The organism is Streptomyces sp. NPDC058469 (assembly GCF_042721125.1).
Classification (GTDB): Bacteria; Actinomycetota; Actinomycetes; order Streptomycetales; family Streptomycetaceae; genus Streptomyces.
Map to the genome: position 1 here is coordinate 1 of NZ_JBHXME010000120.1, position 23550 is coordinate 23550.

A 23550-nucleotide genomic window follows, 5' to 3' on the forward strand; every position below is an offset into this window, starting at 1 on the left:
CGGCCGTCCGGCGTGAACGCGACCTGCCCCGGCGAGCTGCTGAACAATGGCACCTTCTCGTTCTTCAGCCCCAGGCCGCGGTACGAACCGCTCAGCGGCTTCAGCCCCTTGGCCGTGATCCGGAAGCCCTGGACACTTCCCTCGCCGCCCGCGTTCATGACGTAGGCGAGATCCCCCGAAACCGTGAGGGAGGAGGGGAAGTCGCCTCCCGTGGCGAGTATTTGACGGTCTGTCAGCTTCTGTCCGCTCACGGCGAAGGACGTCAGGGTGCCGCTGCCCGCGTTGACCGCCAGGAGCCGGCCGGACCGGTGGTCGTAGACGAGCGATCCCTGCGAGGCGAGCGAGTCGGTGGGCGCGTCGGTCTGGTCCCGCCCTGGCCGCCGGTCGCGTACTTCCCCATGGCGGTCAGCTTCCCGTCGTCACCCCGACGGAAGGCGTGGATGGTGTTCCCCTGCCAGTTCGTCACCCTGGACGAAGACGGCATGGTCCGCCTTCGACGCGGCGCGTGGAGTGGGCGAAACCTGCGCCGCGGAAGCGACGTTGACCGTGACCACGACCGCGGCGAGGGCCACCGCCCCTCCGCCGAAAACGGTCAGCCTGTTCTGCAGCTTCGACCTGCGTTTGTTGTGCCTGCTCATGGTGCGGCTCCTCTGGCTTGGGGGGTGCGGGACCAGAGTTGCCACTGTGCAGTGGCATATGAAGACGTTCGGGGACCATGTCAGAGTCTCGTAAGGTCCAACTCGGCCCGACCGGTAGGTGCGTGCGTGTAGCGGTCACCGGCGGTGCCGGATTCATCGAGTCCCATGTCGTCGAGACCAGGAGCTGCCTTCCATCCACCGCCCAGCCAAGAACGAGGTCGCGGCACGGGGGGTGTGGCCACTACATCTCCAGGGTCGTGCCCATGCCGTGGGCGCGAGCGGCGTCGTGGACCACCGCTGCCGCGGCAACATCGAGCGCGGCGTGGCCCGTCGACTTGAAGACTGTCAGCTCGGCGGGTTCTCGACGGCCGGGATGACGGCCGTCGAGGACCGAGCCGAGGAGGGTGATCCGGTGTGGCGGGGTGCCCTGCAAGTTCGTGGGCCCCGGCCGGCGGTTCCGAGGCGGCGGCACCCGGCCATTCGACGAAGAGGGACCCGGTGCGGACGGTGTCGGGGGCGAGTTCGTGGCCGTGGGAACCGCCGACGGAGCTGATGTGGGCGCCCTTGGCCGGCCATGACGGGTCGAAGAGGGGTTCCCGGGCGCTGGTGGTGCAGCAGAACACGACGTCGGCCCCTCGGGCAGCCTCCACCACAGAGTTCGCGGAGGCGTCCGGGTGCAGTTCCGCGAGCCGCCGGACACGCTCACGGTCGTGCCCGCCCACGACGACGGGTGCGTCGGCGTCGATCCTCACGAGTGGTTCGACCTCGGCGCGGGCCTGAACTCCCGTGCCCAGTACGGCGATCCGGTCTGGGCGGGGGCGCGCCAGCGCGCGCATGCCAACCGTCGCGACGGCGGCGGTGCGCACGGCGGTGACCGGTTCGGCGTCCATGAGCGCGAGCAGGTAGCCGTCGTGTTCGTCGAACAGGGCTACGACGCCGCGGTGCGCACTGCCGCCTGTCCGGCCAGGCACGGCGAAGACCGATACCAACTTGGCGGCCATACCCAGGCCTGGCACGTAACCCGACATCGCACCGAGGAGTCCCGCAGGCGCTTGCGCGGCGATCCGGGAAGGGCCGAGACCGCGCCGCGGCTGATCGAGACGAGCGCCTGGGTGACCGCCGTCAGCACCAGCGCCGGATCCAGGCAGGCCCGGGTCCGCGAGCGGTCGAGGACCAGAGGACCACGTCGGCATCGGCACCGACGGTCCGGTCACCGGCATCGACGACCTGAACGCGCACCGGGGCCATCTCGCCGAGCAGATCGCCCGGCGCCGGGAGGCCGGCGTCAGCGCGACGGGCGAGGGCGAGGGCGACGACGCCTACCCCTTCGTCGTCGACCTGCGTGGTGTCGACCAGTTCCACCGACTGATCCGGCTGCTGGAGCAGCGCGGCTACCGTTCGGAACGCATCGAGAAGATCCTCGGCAAGAACTTCGCGGACTACGCGGACCGCATCTGGACCTCTTGAGGCCGGCCTCAAGAAGCCACCGGGCAACTCCATCACGGAGACCAGGTCGATCCGGTGAGCCCCTGTTGTCGCCGACGCCGCCGCATCACCAGTCCGTGGTGATCTCACCGAACTGCTCCACGCGCCCTGCCTCAGGTCGTCGGTGCCGCGTTCGCCGGCCTGCTTCCCGTACGCCCGCGACCCAGCCACTGCCGCGAGGGCTCGTTGCGCACGGGGTGCTGCGCGGGGGCGCAGGTCGCTTCCTGGACGCTGCCTGCACGCCCCGGTTCAGCTCGCCCCATGCCGCCCGCGTCGCGACTCCACGAGCAGTTCGATCGCCTCCCCCGCCAGGGCGACATCAGCGTCCAGCCTGCCGCGGTCACCGTATCCATGCCATTGCAGACAAAGACCATCGAGATGCGAGGCCACGATCCGAGCCAGCGGCTCCACGAGTTGTGGATCGTCATCGTTCGCCAGATCCTTGCGGAGCACATCGACGAACCGGTCGATGAACAGGTCGTAGGCCCTGGTGGCCAGCCCTGGATGCTCCTCCTCCTGCCGCAGCGCCCACATGTACAGATCGAACTGCGCACGCGCGTAGTCGTCGTTCTCCACATACCAGTTCATCGTGGTGCTCAGGAGAGAGACGGCGGTTTTCCCCAGCCCGGAACTGCCCCTGCTCGCGCTGATGCGTTCGAGCAACTGATCCGAAGCGTGTTCAAAAACGGCGAAAAACAGCTGTTCCTTGGTATGGAAAACGTAATGCAGCGTAGCCAAAGGCGCTTCAGCCGCCTCGGCGATACGGCGAGTTGTCGCACCCCTCACCCCGCGCTCGCCGATGACCCGCACGGTCGCCTCGATGAAGTCCTGCCGGCGCCGATCCATGGAAACCCGAGCCATCCGAGAACCTCCCTGATCCTTTGTCTGAGTCATATGAACAAGTCAGCTCGCAGTCTAGACCTCCGCCTACAGCGACGAGCAGGCCTCCGGTCCGGATCCAGGTAGGACTCGGCGCGCCAGGCCGAACAAAATTGCGATCATTTGATCAAGTCACTTGACCCATACATGCGGCGATGAATACCGTAGCGACCGCCAACTCTTGTCGCCGCTGCCAGGAGGACCGTTCATGAACGCCGTCTCCCACACCCCGTTGACCCCCCTGTCCTTTCTGGAGAGAACGGCCCGCGTATGGCCTGACAAGCAGGGAGTGATCTACGGGAACAGGAGCCTGAGCTACGGCGAAGTCGCCACTCAGGCGAACCGCGTGGCCAGGGCCCTTCGAGCGAGTGGCGTGCAGGGCGGCGACCGGGTCGCCTATCTCATGCCCAACCTGCCCGAGATGCTCGTCGCGCACTTCGCGGTACCGCTCGCCCAGGCCGTGCTGGTCGCCGTCAACACGAGGCTCTCCGCCGAGGAGATCGCCTACATTCTGGATCACTCCGGCGCGAAGATCCTGGTGACCGATTCCGCCTTCCTCCCCACGGTCGCAGCCGCCGTTCACGACGTCACGACGGTCACCGAAGTCATCGTGTTCGAGGACACCGAGGCGGAAGGGACCATGGACCCGGCGGCAACCGTGACGATCGGATCGCGGCTGGTGAGCTACGCCGACTTCACGGCCCGCGGCTCCGACGAGCACCTGAACTGGTCGGTCGAGAACGAACTCGCACCGATCTCCATCAACTACACCTCGGGTACGACAGGTCGCCCCAAAGGCGTCCTGTACACCCACCGGGGTGCCTACCTGAACTCGTTCGGGGAGATCATCCACTCCTCCCACCATCAGGACAGCGTCTATCTGTGGACGCTGCCGATGTTCCACTGCAACGGCTGGTGCACGCCATGGGCGGTGACCGGCATCGGCGGGACGCACGTATGTCTGCGCGAGGTGCGCGGCGACGTCATCTGGCAGCAGATCCGCAGGCATCGGGTCACCCACCTCAACGGGGCGCCCACAGTGGTCACCACGATCCTGAACGCGGCGCAGGCCAGCCCCCTCGACCACCCACTGGTGATCACCACCGCGGGCGCGCCACCGAGCCCCACGACGATCCTGCAGATGGAGCGCATGGGCTTCGGGATCGTGCACGTCTACGGGCTGACCGAGACCTACGGCCCGTACTCCGTCTGCCAGACGCAGCCGCAGTGGTCCGCCCTTCCCCCCGACGAGAGGGCTGCGATCCAAGCACGCCAGGGCGTCGGCATGATCCAGACCGAGGGCCTGCGCGTCGTGGACAAGGCCATGGTCGATGTGCCGGCCGATGGCAGCACGATGGGCGAGATCGTGATGCGCGGCAACAACCTGATGGCGGGCTACTACCGCGACCCGGAGGGCACGGACGCGGCCTTCGACGGCGGGTGGTTCCACAGCGGTGACCTAGGCGTCATGCACCCCGACGGTTACGTCGAACTCCGCGACCGAGCCAAGGACGTGGTGATCTCCGGCGGCGAAAACATCTCCACCATCGAGGTCGAGCAGGCGCTGATGAGTCACGACGCGGTCCTCGAAGTCGCCGTGGTCGGGGTACCGGACGAGAAGTGGGGGGAGCGGCCGAAGGCCTTCGTCGTACTCAAGGCGGACAGGCAGGCCACCGAGGCAGAGCTGATCGAGCACGTCCGGGCGAAGATCGCCAGATACAAGGCACCCAGGAATGTCGACCTCGTGGCCGAGCTGCCGAAGACCTCGACCGGGAAGATCCAGAAGTTCGCCCTGCGCGAGCCGGAGTGGGCCGGTCGCACCCACCGCGTGCACGGCTGATCCGGAGCAGGAGATCGAGCGCCGGTACCCCTCGACCGCTCCATGAGATCGGCGCCCCAGAGCGTCAGCATGCATACGTAGTCCGGCCATCCCTTGCCGTCGATCCGCTGTTTGACGACGGTCCGCGCCTGGCCCTCCAGGACAAACTTCTGGATCCTGCCGATCGACGTCTTGGGCGGCTCGCCTGACATCATGCACTTCGGTGCCTTGAAGCGGGCCGACCCGCTCCTCACATGGTCGATGAGTTCGTCCTGTGTCGGGACCGACCGCCAGAGCAGTCGCGCAGGGCCGCCGCGTCGCCAACTCGGCGCGCAGCTCCTGCTCCTGGCGCCCGACCTCCGCGTACCGCTCGGGAAAACCTCCAGCACATGAGCCCAGTGTCGGTGCCCGACACTGCACAGCGATCTCCGCGCCAGGTCAACCCATGCCGCCCAACCACGACAGGAGCCCCCGTGCCGAACAGGCCCGCCGTGTCTACCCAGGACAGTGCGGCGCCGTCGCGCAGGGGTTGAGCGCGCCCGGTACGGCGCGCCCAACCCTGGCTCATTCGGCGGTGCCCAGTGCCACGACCGGGCTGACCTGGGCCGCTCGGCGGGCGGGCAGCAGCCCGGCGAGCGCGGTGATGACCACCAGGCCCAGGAAGACCGCGAGCAGTTGCCCGTACGGCAGCACCAGCGGCGCGCCGATGTTCAGCACCCGGACCGCCAGCCAGGCGTAGGGCACCCCGAGTGCCAGGCCGAGGAGGCCGCCGAGGACACCGTAGAGGCCGGATTCTGCGGTGATCATGAAGCGGAGGCCGGATCGGCCGAGGCCCAGCGCACGGAGGAGGCCCGACTCGCGGGTGCGTTCCAGGACGGTGAGGCCGGTGGTGGTGCCGACGCCGACGACGGCGATGAGCACGGTGAGCCCGAGGAGCCCCAGCGAGGTGGTGGCCATGATCCGGATGTCGGCGCTGTTGTTGTCGCGTTCCTCCGCGAGGATCGTCAGCGTGGCGCCGCTGTCCGCACCGACAGCCTTCACGATCGCCTTCGCCGCCTTGTTGCGGGCTGACTGGCCGGCCTCGGCGGCGTTCGCCAGGATGCCGGCCGCCTTCGGCCCGACGCCCAGCTTGTCCAGGTCGGCGGGTGCGACGACGAGATCGGCCGACAGTGGTGCGATGCCGGGCAGTGTGGCGGCGACGGACACGCGGACCGTGCCCTTCTTCCCCGTTCTGATCGTGATGCTGTCGCCGGCCGTCACGTCGAGAGTCTTGGCGAGTCCGGCGTTGAGGATCACCCGGCCCGGACCGAGATCGCCCAGGCTGCCGGTGGCCGTGTACAGCTGCTTCGAGGTCGGCAGGGCGGTCAGGTCCAGATCGGTGGCGGCGACCGCGTCGCTCTTGCCGCCGACGGAGACCTCGGCCAGCCGGTACGACGTGGCGTCGGCCAGTACCGGGAGCGCCCTGATCCGGCGTATGGCGTCGGCGTCGACGCCGTCCTCCGCGCTCACCTCGAAGTCCGCGGGTGAGTTGATGGCAAGGCCCCGGTCCGCATATGCCTGGAGGCTCGCGATGCCGACGACGGTGCCGGAGACCAGCGTGACGCCGAGCGCGACGACGACCGACACGGCCGCCGCCCGGCGCGGGGCGCCTCCGATGCCGCCGACGGCGAGGGTGCCGGTGGGGCCGAGGCGGCGCAGCGGCCACCCGGCGATGGCCAGCACGGGGCGTACGAGCAGCGGGCCGAGGGCGATCAGCGCGAGGAAGGCCAGCGTCCCTGACAGGAAGGTCGCCATCAGGCCGACGGTCGCGCTGTAGTTCTGGTCGCCCGGTTCGGGCAGCTGCCTGAGGGTCAGGACCACCAGAAGGGCGGCGGCGGCCAGGAGAAACAGGCCGGTGCCGAGGCGCAACAGTCCGATGCCGCGTTCGGCCGCCACGGTGCCGGCGCTGCGCAGCGCCTGGAGCGGGGAGACCCCGGCGGCGGACAGCGCGGGGGCGAGCACCGCGCCGACCGTCACCGTCATGGCACCGAGCACCACCGCCAGGGCCGCCGGAACGGGCACTCCGGGCGATGAGAGGCTCTGCCCGGCGGCGTCGCCGACCGCCGGTACCGCGTATCCGGCAGCGAGCGCCAGCAGCACGCCGGCCGTGCCGGCGGCCAGGCCGACCAGCGCGCCCTCGACGGCGAGCGCCCGTACGAGCTGGGCGCGCTGGGCCCCGATGGCACGCAGAAGAGCGAGTTGGCGCAGCCGCTGTGCGAAGACGATGCGGAACGTCGAGGTCGCGACGAGGGCGGCGGCGACCACGGCGATCGCCAGGAACATCCAGATGAGCTGGAAGAGTTCCGCGAACTGGCCGACCGCCTCGCGGGCCTCCGCGGCTCGCACGGCGCTGCCGGGGACGATCCTGACGGACGTACCGGAAGCGCCTTCGAACAGCGGGTACAGCCGCTCGGACAGCGCTTCGGCGGACACCCCGGACGCGGCGCGGATGTCGAGCCGCTGGTACCCCTTCTGATGGGACATCGCGTTGAAGGCCGCGGCCGGGGCGTATCCGGTGGCTTGCCGGTCGCTGTCCGCCCGCACCACCGCGGTGACGGTCGCGGTGACCGTCCTCGTCCTGGCGGTGTCGTCGTCCCGGGGGAAGAGCAGGCCGACGCGGTCGCCCGGCTTCAGCTCCAGCTGCCGCGCGGCCTGGCGGTTCACGGCCACCTCACCGGGGCGGTCCGGGTAGCTGCCCGACACGACCTTCACCCGCGACAGCGGCCCGGTACCGGGGTCGCCCTCAAGTTGCAGGTAGTCCTCGGAGGGGCCGGCGAGCGGTGCCCCGTTCTGGATCCTGGTGGCGACCTCGGCCACGCCGGGCACCGCCTGGAGGGCTTTGACCTGCGCGTCGGTGATGACGGACGAGTCGGCGCCGCCGGTCGCCGTCACGACCAGGCTGGTCGCCGCAGGGGTGCCGCTGAAGTGGTCGAGGACGGTTCGTTCGGTGATCTGCTGGGCGATCACCGTGCCGAACACGACGAACGCGGCGACGAGCACCGCCAGACCGGTCATGATCAGCCGTCCTGGCCGGACCAGCATCCCGGCCAGCTGGGTGCGCAGCACCGCGACGTTCGCGCCCTGGCGCGGTTCCCGGCTCATCGGGTGACCGCCAGGTTCTGGAGCGCGTCGGTGACCGACGCGCGGGTCGGGGCGGCCAGGTCGTCGACGATCCGGCCGTCGGCGAGCACGATGACGCGGTCCGCGTAGGCGGCGGCGCCCGGGTCGTGGGTCACCATGACGACGGTCTGCCCGAGGTCGCGCACCGAGTCGCGCAGGAAGCCGAGCACCTCGGCGCCGGAGCGGGAGTCCAGGTTGCCGGTGGGCTCGTCGGCGAAGACCACGGCGGGCCGTCCCGCCAGGGCCCGGGCCAGTGCGACCCGCTGCTGCTGACCGCCGGACAGCTCGCTCGGCCGGTGGGTCATCCGCTCGCCGATGCCCAGCACACCGACGAGGTGGTCGAGCAGCTCCCGGTCCACGGCCCGGCCGGCCAGGTCGAGCGGCAGGGTGATGTTCTGCATCGCGGTGAGCTGCGGCAGCAGGTTGAACGACTGGAAGACAAAGCCGATCTTGTCCCGTCGTACGGCGGTCAGCTCCCGGTCGGACAGGCCGGTGAGTTCCGTACCGTCGATCAGCACCTGCCCGGAAGTGGCCGTGTCCAGCCCGGCCAGGCAGTGCATGAGGGTGGACTTGCCGGAACCGGACGGGCCCATGATGGCGGTGAACCGCGCGCGGGCGAAGCCGACGGTCACGTCGTCCAGGGCCCGTACTCCGGTGTCGCCCTGGCCGTAGACCTTGACGAGTTTTTCCGCGGCGACGGCGACGGTGTTCTCGCCGTCCCGGGAAATTACCTCATTGTCGCGCACAGCGGAATGAATTCCCATGATCTGCTTTCCTTTTCGCGGCGGCGGATACGTCAGTAAGCGATCGTCGGGAATACGAGGGTGCGCTTGACCGCGGTGCAGTGCGAATTGGCGTTCTTCCGCACGCTCTTCAGCTCATCCTTGCTCGGCGCCGTGCCCGTGTCCGTCGCGCGGTTGGCGGACCATGCCTCGTACGAGGAGATCTCCAGCCCGAGGTACCCGTCCGACATCTTCGCCGTGCGCAGGTCGTGCATGTCCTTCTGCCACTTCGCGACGGCGGTCTTGTCGTGGGGAAGCTTCTGCGCCCGGTCGATGATGTCCTGGGCCAGGGAGCAGTCGGCCGCCGACGCCTGGCTGGGGAGATTACGCTGGTGCCACCAATAGGCACCGCCAATTCCAGCGCCCGCCAGAACCACGGCCGCGACGATCCCGAATACCAGCACCTTGACGTTCATAACCGCTCCGGAGAATTGTTGGGACACGCTTTTTCGTGTCATCCATGATTCTTGCCGTGCGGGTTTTCCAGCACATCGGATCGGGATACGACCCCCGGGGACGGGCGCGTACGACCGGGGTCGTACGCCGGGGGGATCGGGGTCGTACGCCAGGAGGGCGCCGGGGGCCCGGGTGAGCGGCCGGGTCAGCCCGTCGGCCGGACCAGCCCGATCTCGTAGGCCAGGACGACGGCCTGTACCCGGTCACGCAGCTCCAGCTTGGTGAGGATCCGCCCGAGGTGTGTCTTGACGGTCGTCTCGGCGACGTACAGACCGGCGGCGATCTCGGAGTTGGACAGCCCCTGGGCGACCAGTTCCAGCACCTCGCGCTCCCGCTCGGTCAGAGCGGCGAGCCGGGAGTCCTCCTGCTGCTGTGGTGCGGTGGGGGTCAGCTGTCCGGCGAACCGGTCGAGCAGGCGGCGGGTGACCCGGGGCGCCACGACGGAGTCACCGGCCGCGACCACGCGGATCGCGGCGAGGAACTCCTCGGGGGGCACGTTCTTGATCAGGAAGCCGCTGGCGCCCGCCTGCAGCGCGGCGAAAGCGTCCTCGTCGGTGTCGAAGGTGGTGAGCACGAGGATCTTCGGCGGGTCCGGGCGCTCGGTGAGCCGCTTGGTGGCCTCCACCCCGTCCATGACCGGCATGCGGATGTCCATGACGACGACGTCGGCCGGAGTCCTGTCGAGGAGCGCGAGAGCCTCCGCCCCGTCACCGGCCTCGCCGACGACGTCGATGTCGGCCTGGGCGTCCAGCACCATGCAGAACCCGGCCCGCACCAGCGGCTGGTCGTCCACCACGACGACCCGGATCGGACTCCGGGTCACGCTCGTGATACCGCCGTTCATGGCCCCGCCGTTCATACCGCCGCCTTCACCGGGAGTTCGACCCTGATCTGCCAGCCCGGGCCGAGCCGGGGCCCTGCCGTCAGCCGTCCGCCGTGCACGTCGACCCGCTCCTGCATGCCCACGAGCCCGTTGCCGCCCGAGCCGGGTACCACCGGAGCGGAACCGGCCAGCTTGCCGGCCCCGTCGTCGACGACCTCCAGTACGGCGGTGCCGTCGACGAACCGCAGCGTGACGTCGACATGGGCCTCGGGCCCGGCGTGCCGCAGGGCGTTCGTCATGCCCTCCTGGGCTATCCGGAAAAGGGTCAGCTCGTCGGCGGCCGACAGCCCCTCCGGCTCACCCTCGATGCTCAGGTCCACTTCGAGTCCGGCGACACGCGCCCGCTCCACCAGCGGTTCGAGGTGGGCCAGGCCGACCCGGCGGCGGTCGCCGTCCTCCTCCCCCTCAGCGTCGTCGGACTTCTTCGTCCCCCGCAGCACCTCGACGATGCGGCGCATGTCCTCCAGCGCGTCCCGGCCGGTGCCCGCGATCGTCTGCATCGCCTTCTGGGCCTTGTCCTGGTCCGCCACGATCGCGTAACTGGCACCGTCGGCCTGCACGATCATCACGGCCAGACTGTGCGCCACCACATCGTGCAGTTCGCGCGCGATCTCCGCGCGCTCCTCGGCGGCGGCGAGCTGGGCGAGGTGGGCCCGCTCCCGCTCCGCGGTGGCGGCGCGTTCCTCCAGGACGGTCACGTACAGCCGTCGGGTCCGCAGCACGTACGCGGTCAGCCACACCGCCGCGCACATGCCGACGATCGTCAGACAATCACGGGCTTCGTCCCGGCCGTACTCCGAGGTGAGATCGAGCCCGCCGAACGCCACCACGATGCCCAGAGCGGCCATGCCACCGGCGGTATACGCCTTCCACATCTGCTCGGTATGGCTCACCACCGTCACCATCGCGATGAGAACGGCCAGGTCGTAGCCGTCCACATCCGTCAGGTTGTACTGCACCAGGGCGAGAGCGCACACGACCGCCATCACCGCCATGGGACGGTGCCGGCGGAACATCAGGGCCACTGCCATCGAGACGCCGATGACTCCGTCGGTACCTGAATGCCCGGTCATGGCCAGGTAGCCGACCATCATCGACAGGGCCAGGTCGTAGGCCATGTTGCGCACCCACGGCTCCGACATCATTCGACGCAGCATGGCGGAGAGCGTACACGGCTGGTCAGCCTGCACGGCCGGGGACAACAAAGGGCCACTGAGCCGGGGTTGGCGTGCCGCTCCCCCTCGCAATGGCCTGCGTGTTGACGCAGGCCGGTGTGAAGCAGGCAGCGGTGACTCGGCTGATCCAGCCGGCCTCGGGCGGATGCCCAGGCCGCTGCCGTGCGTACCGAGGTTGTTGGACACAGCGCCCAAGGAAGCGGCGCCGTGTCCATCGACTGCCTGGATCAGGACGTCGGATGCTTTGCGGAGTCCGAGTCGGAAGTCGCCAACGGCAAGTGTCGCTCCGCCGTGATATCGCGAACCGCGGCTCGAGGGTTGTCAGTTCGCGAGGACTTGGGCGAATACGCGGCGGACGGCGTCAACGGGGTCTGTGGGGAGGTCGTCGCTTCGCCAGGCGATGTGGTGATCAGGGCGCACGATCAGACAGCCTCGGTCGCTGATCTCCTTCGCCCGGTCCCAGTCGCCGAGTATGTCGGCGTAGTCGCAGCCGGGGCCGAGCAGGCGTCCGGCGATCTCGATGCCGAGCTCCGCGCCGATCTTCTCGGCGGCGTCGAGCCACGCCTGGCCGCCGATGCCGGTGAGGACGGTGAATCGGCCGTGGCCGGCGAGGTCCAGGGTGGACAGCTGCTGTTTGTCCTTCTGCAGCCAGATGTGCGGCAGGCGGGCGCCCGGGCGGGTGGTGCGGTGGTAGTACAGCTCCGGGTCACGGTCGTAAGGAGGAGGGGGTGTACCGTCCGGCACGATCGCGGTCGAGCTGTAGCGTTGGCCCAACTCGACCCCGTGGGCGTTGAATTGGTAGTTCTGCAGGCTGACGGCCTCCCGCAGAGCAGTTCGGCTTTGCCGGCCTGCCTCGGTGTCGGAGAGCAGCCGGTCCAGGCCGCGCCAGCCTTCTTCCACGCTCTGGCCGGGCCTGAAGCCGAACGCCTGAGAAATGGGCAGCATGTCCTGCACGCTTTTCATTGCCCGGTCGACGACCTGTTTGCCCACGGGTTGGCGTTCGGCGTGGTAGGTGTCCAGCAGGGCCTCCCCCGCGTGGCCGCGCAGGACCCAGGACAGCTTCCAGGCGAGGTTGTAGACATCCTGGACGGATGTGTTCGTGCCCAGGCCGTTGGCGGGTGGATGGCGGTGCGCCGCGTCACCGGCGAGGAAGATCCGGCCGCTGCGGTAGGTACGGGCGATCATGTGGTTGATCTGCCATTTGCTGACCGATTTGATGCGAATGCCGATATCGGGGTCGCCTATGAGCTGGGCGGCACGGGCGGTGACCTCGGTGTCGGACAGGTCGGGTTCACCCTCGTCGGGGTCGTACATGAAGAGCATGACCCACTCCGTCCACGGCTTGACGCAGATGAAGGTGCCGGAGCCGACCCAGTAGTCGTTCCCGGGCCGGCTCATCCAGTACAGCGTCCCGGGACGGTGCGCGGTGTAGCGGGTGAGGTCGGCTTCGAACCATACGTTCGCCGCGTGGCCGAGGCCCGACTCACCGTCGAACGCGAAGCCCGCCTGCTGGGCCACGGTGCTGCGGCCGCCGTCGGCGCCGATCGCGTAGCGGGCACGGATGTCGTACTCGTCGCCGCTGGTGGTGTCGCGGACGGTGGCGTGGACCGCGTCCGGTGTCTGGGTGATGGTGATCAGTTCGGTGGAGAACCGGATGTCGGCGTCGCGTCGCTGTCCCGCCCGCAGGATCAGCGGCTCAAGAATGTGCTGGGGGACGTTGCACATGGCGGTGGGGCTGGCGGCCTCGTAGTCGGCCTTTCTCGTGACGCCGCTGCCCCAGGCCATAAGGCGGGCGAGTTCACGGCCGGCGAAGCCGGTGGCCCAGACATTGTTGCCCATCAGCTCCTGGGGGATGGCGACCTCGCGGACATCGTCCTCCATGCCGAGGTCGCGGAAGACCTCCATGGTGCGCTGGTTGGTGATGTGGGCGCGCGGCGAGTGCGCCGTACCCGGGTACTTGGTGACGGTGATGGCGTCGGTGCCGTACTCCGCCAGCAGGGCCGCGGCGGTCAAACCTGCGGGGCCGGCGCCGATCACCAGCACGTCGGTGTCGAAGGTGGGCATGGTGGATCAACCTCCTGGGGTCCTGAGAGTCCTGGGGATCTGCTCGTACGGGCTAGGCGGCGTGGTGTGTGCCGGTCATCAGCGCGGCGAGGTCGTCCGGGCGGAGGAAGGAGGGCGGGGGCGGCGGGCCCCAGTTGAACAGCCCCTTGGCACCGTCGAGGACCTCGGGGGTCCACAGCTGGTCGTCGATGACGCAGTCCATGTCGGAGTAGTACTCGGAGAAGTTGCCCGCCGGGTCCTTCAGGTACCAGAAGAAGTTGGAGCCCGCGTGGTGGCGGCCCAGGCCCCAGACGTGGCGGTCGGGATGGTCCTGGAGCATCGCGGACGCGCCGCGCCCGACCTCGTCGACGTCCTCGACCTGCCATGAGGTGTGGTGCAGGAAGTTGACCGGCGCGCCGAGCACCAGGACGTTGTGGTGATCGGTGGAGCAGCGCATGAACGCGCCGTGGTCCTTGATGTAGTCGCTGATCCTGAATCCCAGGCCCTCGGTGAAGAACCGTGCCGTCGCCTGGTGGTCGACGGACCCGATGACCACATGACCGAGCTTCCGGGGCCGTACCTGCTGCTGCCTCAGCACGCCCGGGGCACGCCCGTTGGGGCGTTCCAGGCGGCCGGGGCCGTTGTAGGGGGTCGGCGGTTCCCGGTCCTGGTGGATGCGGTCGGCGATGCGCACCACGGCGCGGAATCCCGCGACGGGCTCCTCGGTCACCAGCGCGCCGCCATCCCTTTTGACCTGGAGGTCCAGTGCCGCGAGGCGGCGGGAGATCCGTTCCAGATCGTCGGTGTCGTCGACGCCGACGCTGATCTCGACCAGGCGGCGGGTGGGCGCGTGCACGATCTCCAGCTGCCGGCCGCCGTCCCGGGTGGCGAACCCTCCGCCGTGGTCGCGGGCAAGACCGAAATCGCGGTAGTAGGCGGCTGTCTCCTCGACGTTGGGAACGCCGATGACAAGGGAGTTGAGCCGGTGCAGTGACATCTCGCCGTGCTCCTTTCCGGCAGCTCACAGGCGGCAGCGCCATTGATGTCATCCGTATGCGCACTGGATGACATCAATGTGTAGCCCTGCTCATTCGACCTGTCAACGAACATTCGAATGTTTCTATCTTCTTCGCATGTCGCTACACTGTTCGCATGACACGGCAAGGAGGCACGCAGACCCGCACGGACGGGGTCCACAAGCGGCTGCGCGACGACATCCTGGGCGGCCGGCTGGTCCCCGGAGAGCGACTGAAGTTCCCGGAACTGTGCGAGCGCTACGACACCAGCGTCGGGGCGGCCCGTGAGGCGCTGACCCGCCTGGCCGCCGAAGGTCTGGTCAAGACACAGGCCCACCACGGGTACATGGTCACTCCGCTGTCCCATGAGGACCTGGCCGATCTGACCCGGGCCCGGGTGGAGATCGAGTCGCTCGTCCTTCGCCTGTCCGTACTGGACGGCGACATGCAGTGGGAGGCCCAGGCGGTCGCCGCGCACCATCTACTCGAACGCACACCGTTCTTCGCGGACGACGACCACGACCACCCCAGTGACGCATGGGCGGAGACCCACGCGGCCTTCCATATGGCCCTGCTCGCGGGGTGCGGCAACCGCAGGCTCCACGGCACCGCCCGTGCCCTGCGGAAGGAGGCGGAGCTGTACCGGCAATGGTCCGTGTCCTTCGGGCAGGAACCGGACCGGGACCTGCCGGGCGAGCACCGCGCCCTGCTGGAAGCGGCCATCGCCCGCGACCCCGACCTCGCCGCCGAACTGCTGCGCGACCACATCGCGCACACCGCGCAGTTGCTGATCAGCTGCGCCGAGGACGAGCCGAACACCGCACTCGGCGACACCGTGTGAAGTCCGTCGCCCACCGTTGGAAGAGACCTGTGCCAATGCAGCGGCTGACGTCCGGGACGCGCATCCGTGCCGACCCGGTCCCCGCGGCCGGGCCCCAACAGCAGACTGGAGCACCCCTTGCGTATCGCCAACCTTTCCGGCCGCCTGGTCCTCGTCGTCGACGGTATGGCCGTCGATGTCGAGCGGGCCAGCGCCGGCCGGTTCGCCGCCGACCCTCAGGCCGTCTACCCTCGCTGGGCCGAATTCCGCGCCTGGGCCGAGCAGACCGATCTGCCCCCCGGAGCCCACTTCGTACCCGAAGAACTCGGAGCACCGGCCCCGTCCCCGGAGCAACTGTTCGCGATCGGCCTGAACTACCGCGACCACGCCTCCGAGTCCGGCTTCGCCGCACCTGAAGGCCTGCCACCGGTGTTCACCAAATTCAATAGCAGCATCTCGGGCCCGGTCACCGCGGTCACGCTCCCGGCCGGAGGACACACCGACTGGGAGGTCGAGCTCGTCGTCGTCATCGGCGTCCGGGCGTTCGAAGTCTCCGAGTCAGCAGCCTGGAGCCATGTCGCGGGGCTGACGGTGGGACAGGACATCTCGGAGCGGATCGGCCAACTGGCCGGACCCGCCCCGCAGTTCGGTCTCGGCAAGTCCCACCCCGGTTTCACCCCCATGGGCCCGTGGCTTGTCACTCCGGACGAGTTCGAGGACCCCGACGATCTGGAGCTGCGCTGCACCGTCAACGGCGAGGAACTCCAAAAGGGCCGTACCCGCGACCTGATCTTCTCGGTGCCCGCGCTCATCGCCGGCCTGTCCGCCGTCCTCCCGCTGCTGCCCGGGGACGTCATCTTCACGGGCACCCCGGCCGGCGTGGGCCTCGGCCGCAACCCGCAGCGCTGGCTCACCCCTGGCGACGAGCTTGTGTCCACCATTGAGGGCATCGGCGAACTGCGCCAGCGCTTCGTAGCTTGACTTCCGGCGCAGCCGCGAACACATACGTGAACCCGGCGCCCTGCTGCCCGCGTGAGTATCCCGCCCGCCCCCGCACACCACGCCCGTGACCAGCAACTTCACGATGGGTGACGTTCGACAAGTACGGCAGGCGCACGATGTTCCGCAGGTGGAACAACGAGATCTGATCCACGGCACTTGCATGGGCTGCTCAGGGGTTCGACCTATTACTCGGATGCGGTGCGCGACCGGGCGACTACCTTGTGCAAGGGAAGCTTTCAGCGCAGCGACGGGACAGACGCATGAGGATTTCCGCCACCGCGCTCTCCCTCGTCGCGAGCACTCTTGCTTTCGGCGCGCTCAGCGCGACGGGCCCGCTCGCAACGGCCACCGCCGCACCGGCCGCAGGCAACTGCCGCCCGGCCGTCGCGCAGACCCGGACCGATCTGGTCAACGCCGGCGCCCCCACGAGGGCCACCGACTGGCAGAGCCTACGCAACGCGGCGCAGGACTTCATCAACAGCCACCCCAGGGGCGGCAACGAGTTCACGGTGCTCCGGCGGGACGTGAACAACCTCGACACCCCATGCGCCCCGTAGCCGGCTCGCCCCGCCGTCAAACCCGCCCCGGCTGCCCGATGATCACCCTCTTCCCGTCTGCCGATCGGAGTACCGTGCGCCGCCTCGCCCTCCAACTGACCCTGTGCGCCGCCGCGTTCGCGACCCTCACGTCCCCGGCCACCGCCTCCCCAGCGGATCCCTGCGACCAGTACCCGTCCGGCACGTACGCCCACGCCGACTGTGTGGCCCAGCACGAGTGCCACTGAAGCTCCCGAAGAACACCAGGCCCGCAACACAAGACGGACCGGGCTCGAATTCGTGTCGTTCATGTTCGCCAAGGACCCGACCATCGGGGCCACCGGCTTCAGCTTCGCGATCGGCGTCCTCCTCGACGCCTTCGTCGTACGCCTGATGCTCGTGCCCGCCACGATGGCCCTCATCGGCGCCAGGATCCGGTCCCAACCCCGCTGGTTCGAGACCCGCGTCCCCGACCCCGACATCGAGGGCCGCCACCTTGAAGAGCTGGTCCACACCGGCAAGGAGGCGAGGGATCAGGCACTCTCGTCCCGACGCGTCACGAGGCCCCGTTCCTTCAGGGCCGTCAGCACCCGTTCGCCGATCTGCTCGGCGGAGCCGACGGCATGGAACGTGAGCAGCCTGGCGGCGTAGTGGGCAAGGAGTGGAGCGGTCTGGCTGCGGTAGACCTGTTGACGGTGCCGGATGACCTGCTCGGTGTCGTCCGCACGGCCACGGCTCAACAGCCTTGGCACCACGACGTCTTCGGGGGCGGTGAACTCCAGGACGGCGTCGATTCCGCCCTCCGAATCGGAGAGCATCGAGCCAAGTTCCTCCGCCTGCCGCACAGTTCGCGGGTAGCCGTCGAGGAGGAAGCCCCCCTGCGTGTCCGGTTCCGCCAGCCGTCGGCGGATCATCTCGTCCGTGATGTCATCGGGGACCAGCTCACCCGTGTCGAGATACCGCTGGGCATCCTGCCCCAGTGCTGTCCGACGGCTGACGTGTTCGCGGAACAGATCGCCGGTGGAGATATGAGGAATGCCGAGATCCTTGCGGAGAATGGCCGCCTGGGTGCCCTTGCCTGCGCCAGGAGGACCGATGAGCACAAGTCGCATCTGTGTACGGATACCTTCCGATCAAGCCGAATCCATGACATGCGGGCACGGCCTCGCTCACGACCAGCGGAGCAGGTTGCGTCAACAGACCCTGCCTGGACGTGTCTACGCGGCCCCGCTCGTCGTCGCCTCCTCCGTGACCCGATAGTCACCGGGCTTGAATCGCTTCGTCTGCCACCAGTAGGAGACAGTCGTACCCGGCCACAGAGTGTCGATGCGGCCGTCCGCCGACTGGTACCAACTGCGGCAACCGCCCGACACCCAGACGGTCTTCTTCATCAGCCGTTGAGTCTTGCGGTAGGCGCTCGCCTGGACCTCCGGACGCAGTTCGAGGGCCCGGGTCCCCCTCGCGCGCGCGTGTTTGATGGCGCCGACGATGTAGCGGGTCTGGGCCTCGATCATGAACACCATGGAGTTGTGCCCGAGTGCGGTGTTCGGTCCGAGCATCATGAAGAAGTTCGGGAACGACGAGGTGGAGATGCCCAGCTTCGTGGCGGCCCCGTCCCTCCAGGCGTCCGAGATCTCGACACCGTCCCGCCCGAACACCTTCATCGGGGCGAGGAAATCGGTGGCGGCGAAGCCGGTGCCGAAGACGATCGTGTCGACCCGGCGCGGCGAGCCGTCCGCCGCGACGACCGCGTCCGCCGTGATCTCGCGCAGGCCGGTCGTGACCAACTCGACGTTGCTGCGCTGCAGCGCGGGGAACCAGTCGTCCGAGACGAGGCGGCGCTTGCACCCGGGGGCGTAGTCGGGCGTCAGCGCGGCCCTCATCGCCTCATCGGGCACGGACCCCTTGAGGAAGTCCAGCGCTCGCTGCCGGTAGCGCTCGACGACCTTGGGGTGTCCGAGGAACCCCCTGGCCAGGGTCTCGAACTCCCAGTACGTCGCCCAGCGTCGCAGCCGCTGCACGAGGGGCAGCCGACCGTAGAGCCGGCGCCGGCGCGAGGGGATCTCCGCATCGCCGCGAGGCGTCACCCAGTGCGGTGACCGCTGGAACACATAGAGCTTTTCCGCCTGTTCGGCCAGGTGGGGAACGAACTGAACCGCACTCGCACCTGTTCCGATCACCGCGACATGACGTCCGGCGAAGTCGTGGTCGTGATCCCACTGGGCGGAGTGGAATGTCTTTCCGTCGAAGGTCTCCAGCCCGGAGATCTCGGGCACCACCGGCTTGCTCAGCACGCCGGTGGCGTTCACGACAAACCTGCCCCGGATCGATTCGCCCGACGCGGTGACGACCGTCCAGGTACCGGTCGTGTCGTCGAAGCGCATCTCCTCCACCTCGACCCCGAACCTGAGGTGCGGACCAAGTCCGTAGACGTCGACCACTTGCCGCAGGTAGGCGTGAAGTTCGTCCCAGGACGGGAAGTGCCGTGTCCAGTCCGGGTTCTGGCGGAAGGAGTAGGAGTACAGCACGCTCGGTACGTCGCAGGCGGCGCCCGGGTAGGTGTTGTCGCGCCAGGTGCCGCCGACATCGGAGTCCTTCTCGAGGATGACGAAATCGTCGATCCCGGCTTGCTTGAGCTTGATGGCGGCGCAGAGCCCTGAGAAGCCCGAGCCCACGATGACGACCGTGAAATGGTCGCCTTGAAGATGAGTCATGACCGTCCTCTGTCGGCTGAGGGCCAGGGATGGTGTCCTCCGAGCCGCAACGTCCAGCGGGGTCGACGGCGAGGACTTCTGATCAAATGACCTGATCGTACGATCAGAATGCGTGCCGCCCTTCCGCATGTCAATGCCCGGAGAAGATCGGAAGCGCCGACGGTCGACTCGGCCCAAGCGGCTCGAGCGAAGTCCGAAGTCCGCTGCGGTTCGGCAGCACCCTGAAGGGGCGCGGGGCTGTATCCCTTTGCGGTCACTCCGTTGCGTGGGCGCGACCAGCCACGATGGCGCAGCAGACGATCGACGGCACATCGCGGCACCTCCAGCGGAGCCCTTAGCCGCCGAGCGCGTCGCGCAGCGCCGCGAGCAGTCCCGCTACGCGCGGATCCGGGCCTCCGGTCAGCTCGGTCTTCAGCAGGTTCTGCACATACCCGAAGCCGATTCGGGCATCACGGTCGGCGAACCCGAGCGCCCCACCGACACCCTCATGCCCGAAGGAACTCCCGGACAGCATCGGCACCCCCGCGGTGGGCAGCATGAACCCGCTGCCGAACCTCGCGTCCAGTCCGGTCACCCGGTCGCGCCCCGCACTTCGCTCGGCGGTCGCGGCCGCGACCATGCCTTCCCCCAGCAGCCTCAGCCCGTCCACCTCGCCGACGCAGGAGGCATAGAGCCGAGCGACGGAGCGGGCGTTGGTGATGCCGTTCGCGGCGGGAAGCGATGCCTTGCGGACACTCGGGGTGTTCCACTCGTCGGCGTCGGGCGTCCTCAGCACACCGTTGACGGTCATCGCCCGAGTCAGCAGCGACGACAGGGCCCCCGGCTCTCTCCGGTCGCCGCCGATCGCCCGCCTCAGCTCCGGATCGGGAATCCTCTCCGCGAGCGAGGAGCCGGGCGAGACTGCGGGGCGGCCGGACAGCGGGTCGTCGACCAGAGCGGCGACTCGGTGCTCCACACCGTCGGGCAGACCGATGAAGAAGTCGAGGCCCAGCGGGACGGCGACCTCGCTGGAGAACAAGTGCTGGATCGTCCGGCCGGTGGCACGTCGCACCACCTCGTCGAGAAGCCAGCCGTACGTGAGGGCGTGGTAGCCGAAGGCGGTGCCCGGCGTCCAGAGCGGTTCCTGTCCGGCGAGTGCTCGCACCGCGACGCCGTACGCGAGGATCTCCTCACGAGTGAACCGGCCCTCGAGGACCGGCAGTCCGGCCTGATGAGCGAGGATCATCCGGACCGAGACAGCGCTCTTCCCATGGCTCGCGAAGGCCGGCCAGTAGCGTGCGACGGGAGCGTCGAGGTCGAGTTCTCCCCGGTCGGCCAGCAGAGCGCAGAGGATCGCCGTGGCACCTTTCGTCACGGAGTACGCCAGCCCGACCGTGTCCCCGCGCCACCGCTCCCCGGTGACGACATCGGCGACTCCACCCCACAGGTCGACCTTCAGCTCGCCGTCGGCATAGATCGCGCAGGACGCCCCCACCTCGCCGAGCTGCGCGAAGTTCCGGTCGAACGCCTCCCGGAGCGGCTCGAAGCCCGGTGCGACGAACCCCTCCGAGTACGTGGCCTGCGACTGAATCGACATGACGCTCCTCGCGGCGACTCGGGCGCCCACCGGTCCGGGCCGCGGGCCGAAGACGGCACAGTCGGCACCCGCCACATCTGCGGGACACGGGATGCACAGACCCCTTGCGGAGCAGCGAACGCCATCGTAATCTAACGACCTGATCAGATGACCAACTACTGGTCCACTGTGGGACTGCCTCACCAGGCTGTCAACCCACCCCCGGAAGCAGACCCGCACTCTCCGTTCCGGTCCCAGAATTCCCTGATTTTCTCGAAAACCTTGACAGGCCGCTTCGGTAGCCCGCTACTAGGCCGACAAGATTCGCCAATTCCTCAGTGGGGGGCTGGGCCATCATCAGAGAGGGTGCACATGAGTTCTGTGTCAGCGGCGAATGAGCCGAAAGCCACCACAGCAACACCGTCCCAGGAATCACAGCTCCGCGGAAACCTCGGCACGGCCCATCTGCTCTTCACGGTCCTGGCCTTCAACGCGCCTTTGGCGGTTGTCGTCGGCTTTCTTCCCGTGGTCATCGGCTACGGAAATGGCATTGGCGCACCCATGGCGTTCATCGCTGCCGGAGCCATCATCGCCCTCTTCGCCGCCGGATTCACCACCATGGCCCGGCACCTGCCGAATCCGGGAGGCTTCTACGCCTACATCACCGCAGGCCTCGGCCGGGTCGTAGGGCTGGGATCCTCGTTCGTCGCACTGCTGTGTTACTACTTCATGACCATCGGCAGCTATGCGTACGGCGGCCTCGTACTGGAATCGCTCGTGCACGACACCTATCACGGACCCGACATAAAATGGTGGGCGTGGGGCCTGGTACTGCTGACAATCGTCGGGGCGCTGGGATACCTCAGGCTCGACCTCTCGGCGAAGATTCTTTCCGTGCTTCTGGTCTGCGAGGTCGTCATCGTTCTCGTGTATGACGCCTGCGTCGTTTTCAAGGGCGGTGCTTCCGGTCTCGGCGCCTCGTCATTCACGCCCCACGCCATCTTCTCCGGCTCGATCGGCATCGCCCTTCTTTACGGCATCACCTGCTTCGGCGGATTCGAGGCGACCACCATCTTCCGCGACGAAGTACGGAATCCCGACCGCACGATTCCCAGGGCGACGTATCTCGTCATCGGCCTGGTCACCGTCCTGTATGCGGGCGGCGCCTGGGTGATGATCCAGGCCGTGGGCGCCGACAAGGTCGTGGCCGCCGCGGCCACCGACCCGACCGGGTCGTTCATCACGAGTCTTGAGGCCTACAGCGGCCGCGTCACCGTGGACATCGTGACCGTACTGCTGAACACGAGCATCTTCGCCGCGCTCCTGTCGAGCCACAACATCACCTCGCGCTACCTGTACAACCTCAGCTCGGACCGCATTCTGCACCGCTCCCTCAGCCGGGTGCACGGCCGTCACGGCTCCCCGCACCGCGCGTCGCTCACCATGACCGTCGTATCGCTGCTGGGCCTGGCCCCCTTCGTCGCCCTCGGGGCGAACCCCTCGAAGCTGTACGCCGTACTGGTCGGGATCTTCGGCTACGCGCTCATCGTCCTGCTGGTGGTCACCGGCATCGCGGTGCCCGTCTACCTCAGGCGGAATCAGGTGGCCGGGGTGAATCCATGGAACTCGGTCATCGCCCCCGCCCTCGCGCTCGTCGGCCTGACCGTGACCGTGGTCCTGGCGACGCAGAACTTCAACCTGCTGATCAGCGGCTCGCAGACGCTCGCGAACACGATGTTCGCGGTCGTGTACGGAACCTTCGTGGCCGGCGTCGTCCTGGCACTCGTCTACCGCAGGACCAAGCCCGACGTGTACGCCCGTATCGGCCGGCAGTAGGCGTGGACAAGAACGGTACGTGTGCCGACGACAACGGCACGCGTACCGTCACGCGCCGCCGGTCCCGCCCCCCGGCGACCCTCCGGTGAGCATGCGGATCGCGTAGTCGGCGTAGGTGTACGCGATCCGCTCGGCGCCGTGCGGTCCGTCCGGACGGAACCATGCCGAGACCCCCATGCCCATGTCGAGGATCGCGTACGAGGCGAGCCGGGGTTCCGCGACGGTGAAGTCGCCTTCGGCGCATCCCCGTTCGATGACGGTGCGCAGCCCCCGCTCATAGGCCTGGCGCAACCGCAGCACCTGGTCGCGGTAGGGGTGCTCCAGGTTCCCGATCTCGCGGTTGCCGACGAACGCCTGCTCACGATGCGCCGCGTGATAGCGGACATGCGCCTCGACGATCCGCCGCAGCTGCAGAGGCACGTCACCACCGGCGTCGAGCGCCGCCTGCTGGTCGGCGATCAGCGCCCGCATCGTGTCGACCATGATCTCCCCGAGCAGCACCTGCTTCGAGCTCACGTGGCGGTACAGGCTCGGGCCGCGGATGCCGATCGCCGCGCCGATGTCGGACATCGTCGTCGCACGGTAGCCCCGTTCGGCGAACAGTCTCAGCGCCGCCGCGGAGACCGTCAGCGCGTCGACGGTCTGCTGCCTCCGCGGCGGGCCGGCATCCCGTCCCGCCCAGCGCGACCCGTCCTCGCCATGAAGCGTCTCAGTCATGCGGTGAGGATATCGGCTACTGCTCGTTAGCTGCC

Annotated in this window: 22 protein-coding genes and 2 pseudogenes; 8 read left to right on the top strand and 16 right to left on the bottom strand. The window is 68.5% G+C overall.

Annotated features, from left to right (window positions below):
• The 4 genes and pseudogenes from ACFWP5_RS37025 to ACFWP5_RS37040 form a co-directional block, all read right to left on the bottom strand.
• Positions 1 to 251, bottom strand: a pseudogene (locus ACFWP5_RS37025) (hypothetical protein); the annotation flags it as partial.
• Positions 252 to 419: 168 nt separating this feature from the next.
• Positions 420 to 638, bottom strand: a complete 219-nt coding sequence (locus tag ACFWP5_RS37030) for a hypothetical protein (protein ID WP_384167026.1) — start codon at positions 636 to 638, stop codon at positions 420 to 422.
• Positions 639 to 879: 241 nt separating this feature from the next.
• Positions 880 to 1110 carry a hypothetical protein gene (locus ACFWP5_RS37035; protein WP_384167029.1) on the bottom strand — a complete coding sequence of 77 codons (231 nt, stop codon included), beginning with the start codon at positions 1108 to 1110 and terminating at the stop codon, positions 880 to 882.
• Between the two features lie 49 nt (positions 1111 to 1159).
• Positions 1160 to 1858, bottom strand: a pseudogene (locus ACFWP5_RS37040) (NAD(P)-binding domain-containing protein); the annotation flags it as partial.
• Positions 1859 to 1865: 7 nt separating this feature from the next.
• On the opposite strand from ACFWP5_RS37040, the gene ACFWP5_RS37045 reads away from it, so the two are divergent.
• Positions 1866 to 2105 (top strand): hypothetical protein, encoded by a 240-nt coding sequence (locus ACFWP5_RS37045; RefSeq protein ID WP_384167111.1) that lies wholly within the window; start codon positions 1866 to 1868, stop codon positions 2103 to 2105.
• A 267-nt stretch (positions 2106 to 2372) separates the two neighbouring features.
• Here ACFWP5_RS37045 and ACFWP5_RS37050 read toward each other — a convergent pair whose 3' ends face one another.
• Positions 2373 to 2984 (bottom strand): TetR/AcrR family transcriptional regulator, encoded by a 612-nt coding sequence (locus tag ACFWP5_RS37050; RefSeq protein WP_384167032.1) that lies wholly within the window; start codon positions 2982 to 2984, stop codon positions 2373 to 2375.
• Positions 2985 to 3210: 226 nt separating this feature from the next.
• Between ACFWP5_RS37050 and ACFWP5_RS37055 the strand changes: the two genes are divergently transcribed.
• Entirely contained in the window at positions 3211 to 4842 is a 1632-nt protein-coding gene (locus tag ACFWP5_RS37055) for an acyl--CoA ligase family protein (protein ID WP_384167035.1), read from the top strand.
• A gap of 543 nt (positions 4843 to 5385) precedes the next feature.
• Here the strand turns inward: ACFWP5_RS37055 and ACFWP5_RS37060 are convergent.
• From ACFWP5_RS37060 to ACFWP5_RS37090, 7 genes are all read right to left on the bottom strand, one after another.
• Positions 5386 to 7962, bottom strand: a complete 2577-nt coding sequence (locus ACFWP5_RS37060; RefSeq protein WP_384167038.1) for an FtsX-like permease family protein — start codon at positions 7960 to 7962, stop codon at positions 5386 to 5388.
• Positions 7959 to 8744 carry an ABC transporter ATP-binding protein gene (locus tag ACFWP5_RS37065; RefSeq protein WP_384167041.1) on the bottom strand — a complete coding sequence of 262 codons (786 nt, stop codon included), beginning with the start codon at positions 8742 to 8744 and terminating at the stop codon, positions 7959 to 7961. The genes ACFWP5_RS37060 and ACFWP5_RS37065 overlap by 4 nt, the downstream gene beginning before the upstream one ends.
• A gap of 32 nt (positions 8745 to 8776) precedes the next feature.
• Entirely contained in the window at positions 8777 to 9178 is a 402-nt protein-coding gene (locus ACFWP5_RS37070; protein ID WP_384167044.1) for a hypothetical protein, read from the bottom strand.
• A 185-nt stretch (positions 9179 to 9363) separates the two neighbouring features.
• Positions 9364 to 10077 (bottom strand): response regulator, encoded by a 714-nt coding sequence (locus ACFWP5_RS37075; RefSeq protein WP_384167047.1) that lies wholly within the window; start codon positions 10075 to 10077, stop codon positions 9364 to 9366.
• A complete protein-coding gene (locus ACFWP5_RS37080) occupies positions 10074 to 11258 on the bottom strand; it encodes a sensor histidine kinase (protein WP_384167050.1) in 1185 nt (394 codons plus the stop codon). The genes ACFWP5_RS37075 and ACFWP5_RS37080 overlap by 4 nt, the downstream gene beginning before the upstream one ends.
• 339 nt (positions 11259 to 11597) lie before the next feature.
• Entirely contained in the window at positions 11598 to 13340 is a 1743-nt protein-coding gene (locus tag ACFWP5_RS37085; RefSeq protein WP_384167053.1) for an FAD-dependent monooxygenase, read from the bottom strand.
• 52 nt (positions 13341 to 13392) lie between these two features.
• A complete protein-coding gene (locus tag ACFWP5_RS37090; RefSeq protein ID WP_384167056.1) occupies positions 13393 to 14316 on the bottom strand; it encodes a VOC family protein in 924 nt (307 codons plus the stop codon).
• Positions 14317 to 14471: 155 nt separating this feature from the next.
• Here ACFWP5_RS37090 and ACFWP5_RS37095 point away from each other — a divergent pair, with 155 nt between their 5' ends.
• From ACFWP5_RS37095 to ACFWP5_RS37115, 5 genes are all read left to right on the top strand, one after another.
• The gene (locus ACFWP5_RS37095) at positions 14472 to 15176 is read left to right on the top strand and encodes a GntR family transcriptional regulator (RefSeq protein WP_384167059.1); all 705 of its coding nucleotides are present in this window, start codon (positions 14472 to 14474) and stop codon (positions 15174 to 15176) included.
• A 117-nt stretch (positions 15177 to 15293) separates the two neighbouring features.
• Complete coding sequence (locus ACFWP5_RS37100; RefSeq protein WP_384167062.1) at positions 15294 to 16136, top strand: fumarylacetoacetate hydrolase family protein; 843 nt, start codon at positions 15294 to 15296, stop codon at positions 16134 to 16136.
• A gap of 281 nt (positions 16137 to 16417) precedes the next feature.
• Positions 16418 to 16714, top strand: a complete 297-nt coding sequence (locus ACFWP5_RS37105; protein ID WP_384167065.1) for a hypothetical protein — start codon at positions 16418 to 16420, stop codon at positions 16712 to 16714.
• A gap of 74 nt (positions 16715 to 16788) precedes the next feature.
• Complete coding sequence (locus ACFWP5_RS37110; protein ID WP_384167068.1) at positions 16789 to 16941, top strand: hypothetical protein; 153 nt, start codon at positions 16789 to 16791, stop codon at positions 16939 to 16941.
• A gap of 61 nt (positions 16942 to 17002) precedes the next feature.
• Positions 17003 to 17344 carry an MMPL family transporter gene (locus ACFWP5_RS37115; protein ID WP_384167114.1) on the top strand — a complete coding sequence of 114 codons (342 nt, stop codon included), beginning with the start codon at positions 17003 to 17005 and terminating at the stop codon, positions 17342 to 17344.
• On the opposite strand, the gene ACFWP5_RS37120 is transcribed toward ACFWP5_RS37115, so the two are convergent.
• From ACFWP5_RS37120 to ACFWP5_RS37130, 3 genes are all read right to left on the bottom strand, one after another.
• The gene (locus ACFWP5_RS37120) at positions 17227 to 17805 is read right to left on the bottom strand and encodes an adenylate kinase (RefSeq protein WP_384167071.1); all 579 of its coding nucleotides are present in this window, start codon (positions 17803 to 17805) and stop codon (positions 17227 to 17229) included. The two genes, ACFWP5_RS37115 and ACFWP5_RS37120, sit on opposite strands and share 118 nt — an antisense overlap.
• 105 nt (positions 17806 to 17910) lie before the next feature.
• A complete protein-coding gene (locus tag ACFWP5_RS37125; protein WP_384167074.1) occupies positions 17911 to 19407 on the bottom strand; it encodes a flavin-containing monooxygenase in 1497 nt (498 codons plus the stop codon).
• A gap of 334 nt (positions 19408 to 19741) precedes the next feature.
• Positions 19742 to 20983: a serine hydrolase domain-containing protein gene (locus ACFWP5_RS37130; RefSeq protein ID WP_384167077.1), complete on the bottom strand. Its 1242-nt coding sequence runs from the start codon at positions 20981 to 20983 to the stop codon at positions 19742 to 19744.
• Positions 20984 to 21334: 351 nt separating this feature from the next.
• On the opposite strand from ACFWP5_RS37130, the gene ACFWP5_RS37135 reads away from it, so the two are divergent.
• Complete coding sequence (locus ACFWP5_RS37135; RefSeq protein ID WP_384167080.1) at positions 21335 to 22798, top strand: APC family permease; 1464 nt, start codon at positions 21335 to 21337, stop codon at positions 22796 to 22798.
• 48 nt (positions 22799 to 22846) lie between these two features.
• Here ACFWP5_RS37135 and ACFWP5_RS37140 read toward each other — a convergent pair whose 3' ends face one another.
• A complete protein-coding gene (locus ACFWP5_RS37140; RefSeq protein ID WP_384167083.1) occupies positions 22847 to 23515 on the bottom strand; it encodes a TetR/AcrR family transcriptional regulator in 669 nt (222 codons plus the stop codon).
• Between the last annotated feature and the right edge of the window lie 35 nt (positions 23516 to 23550).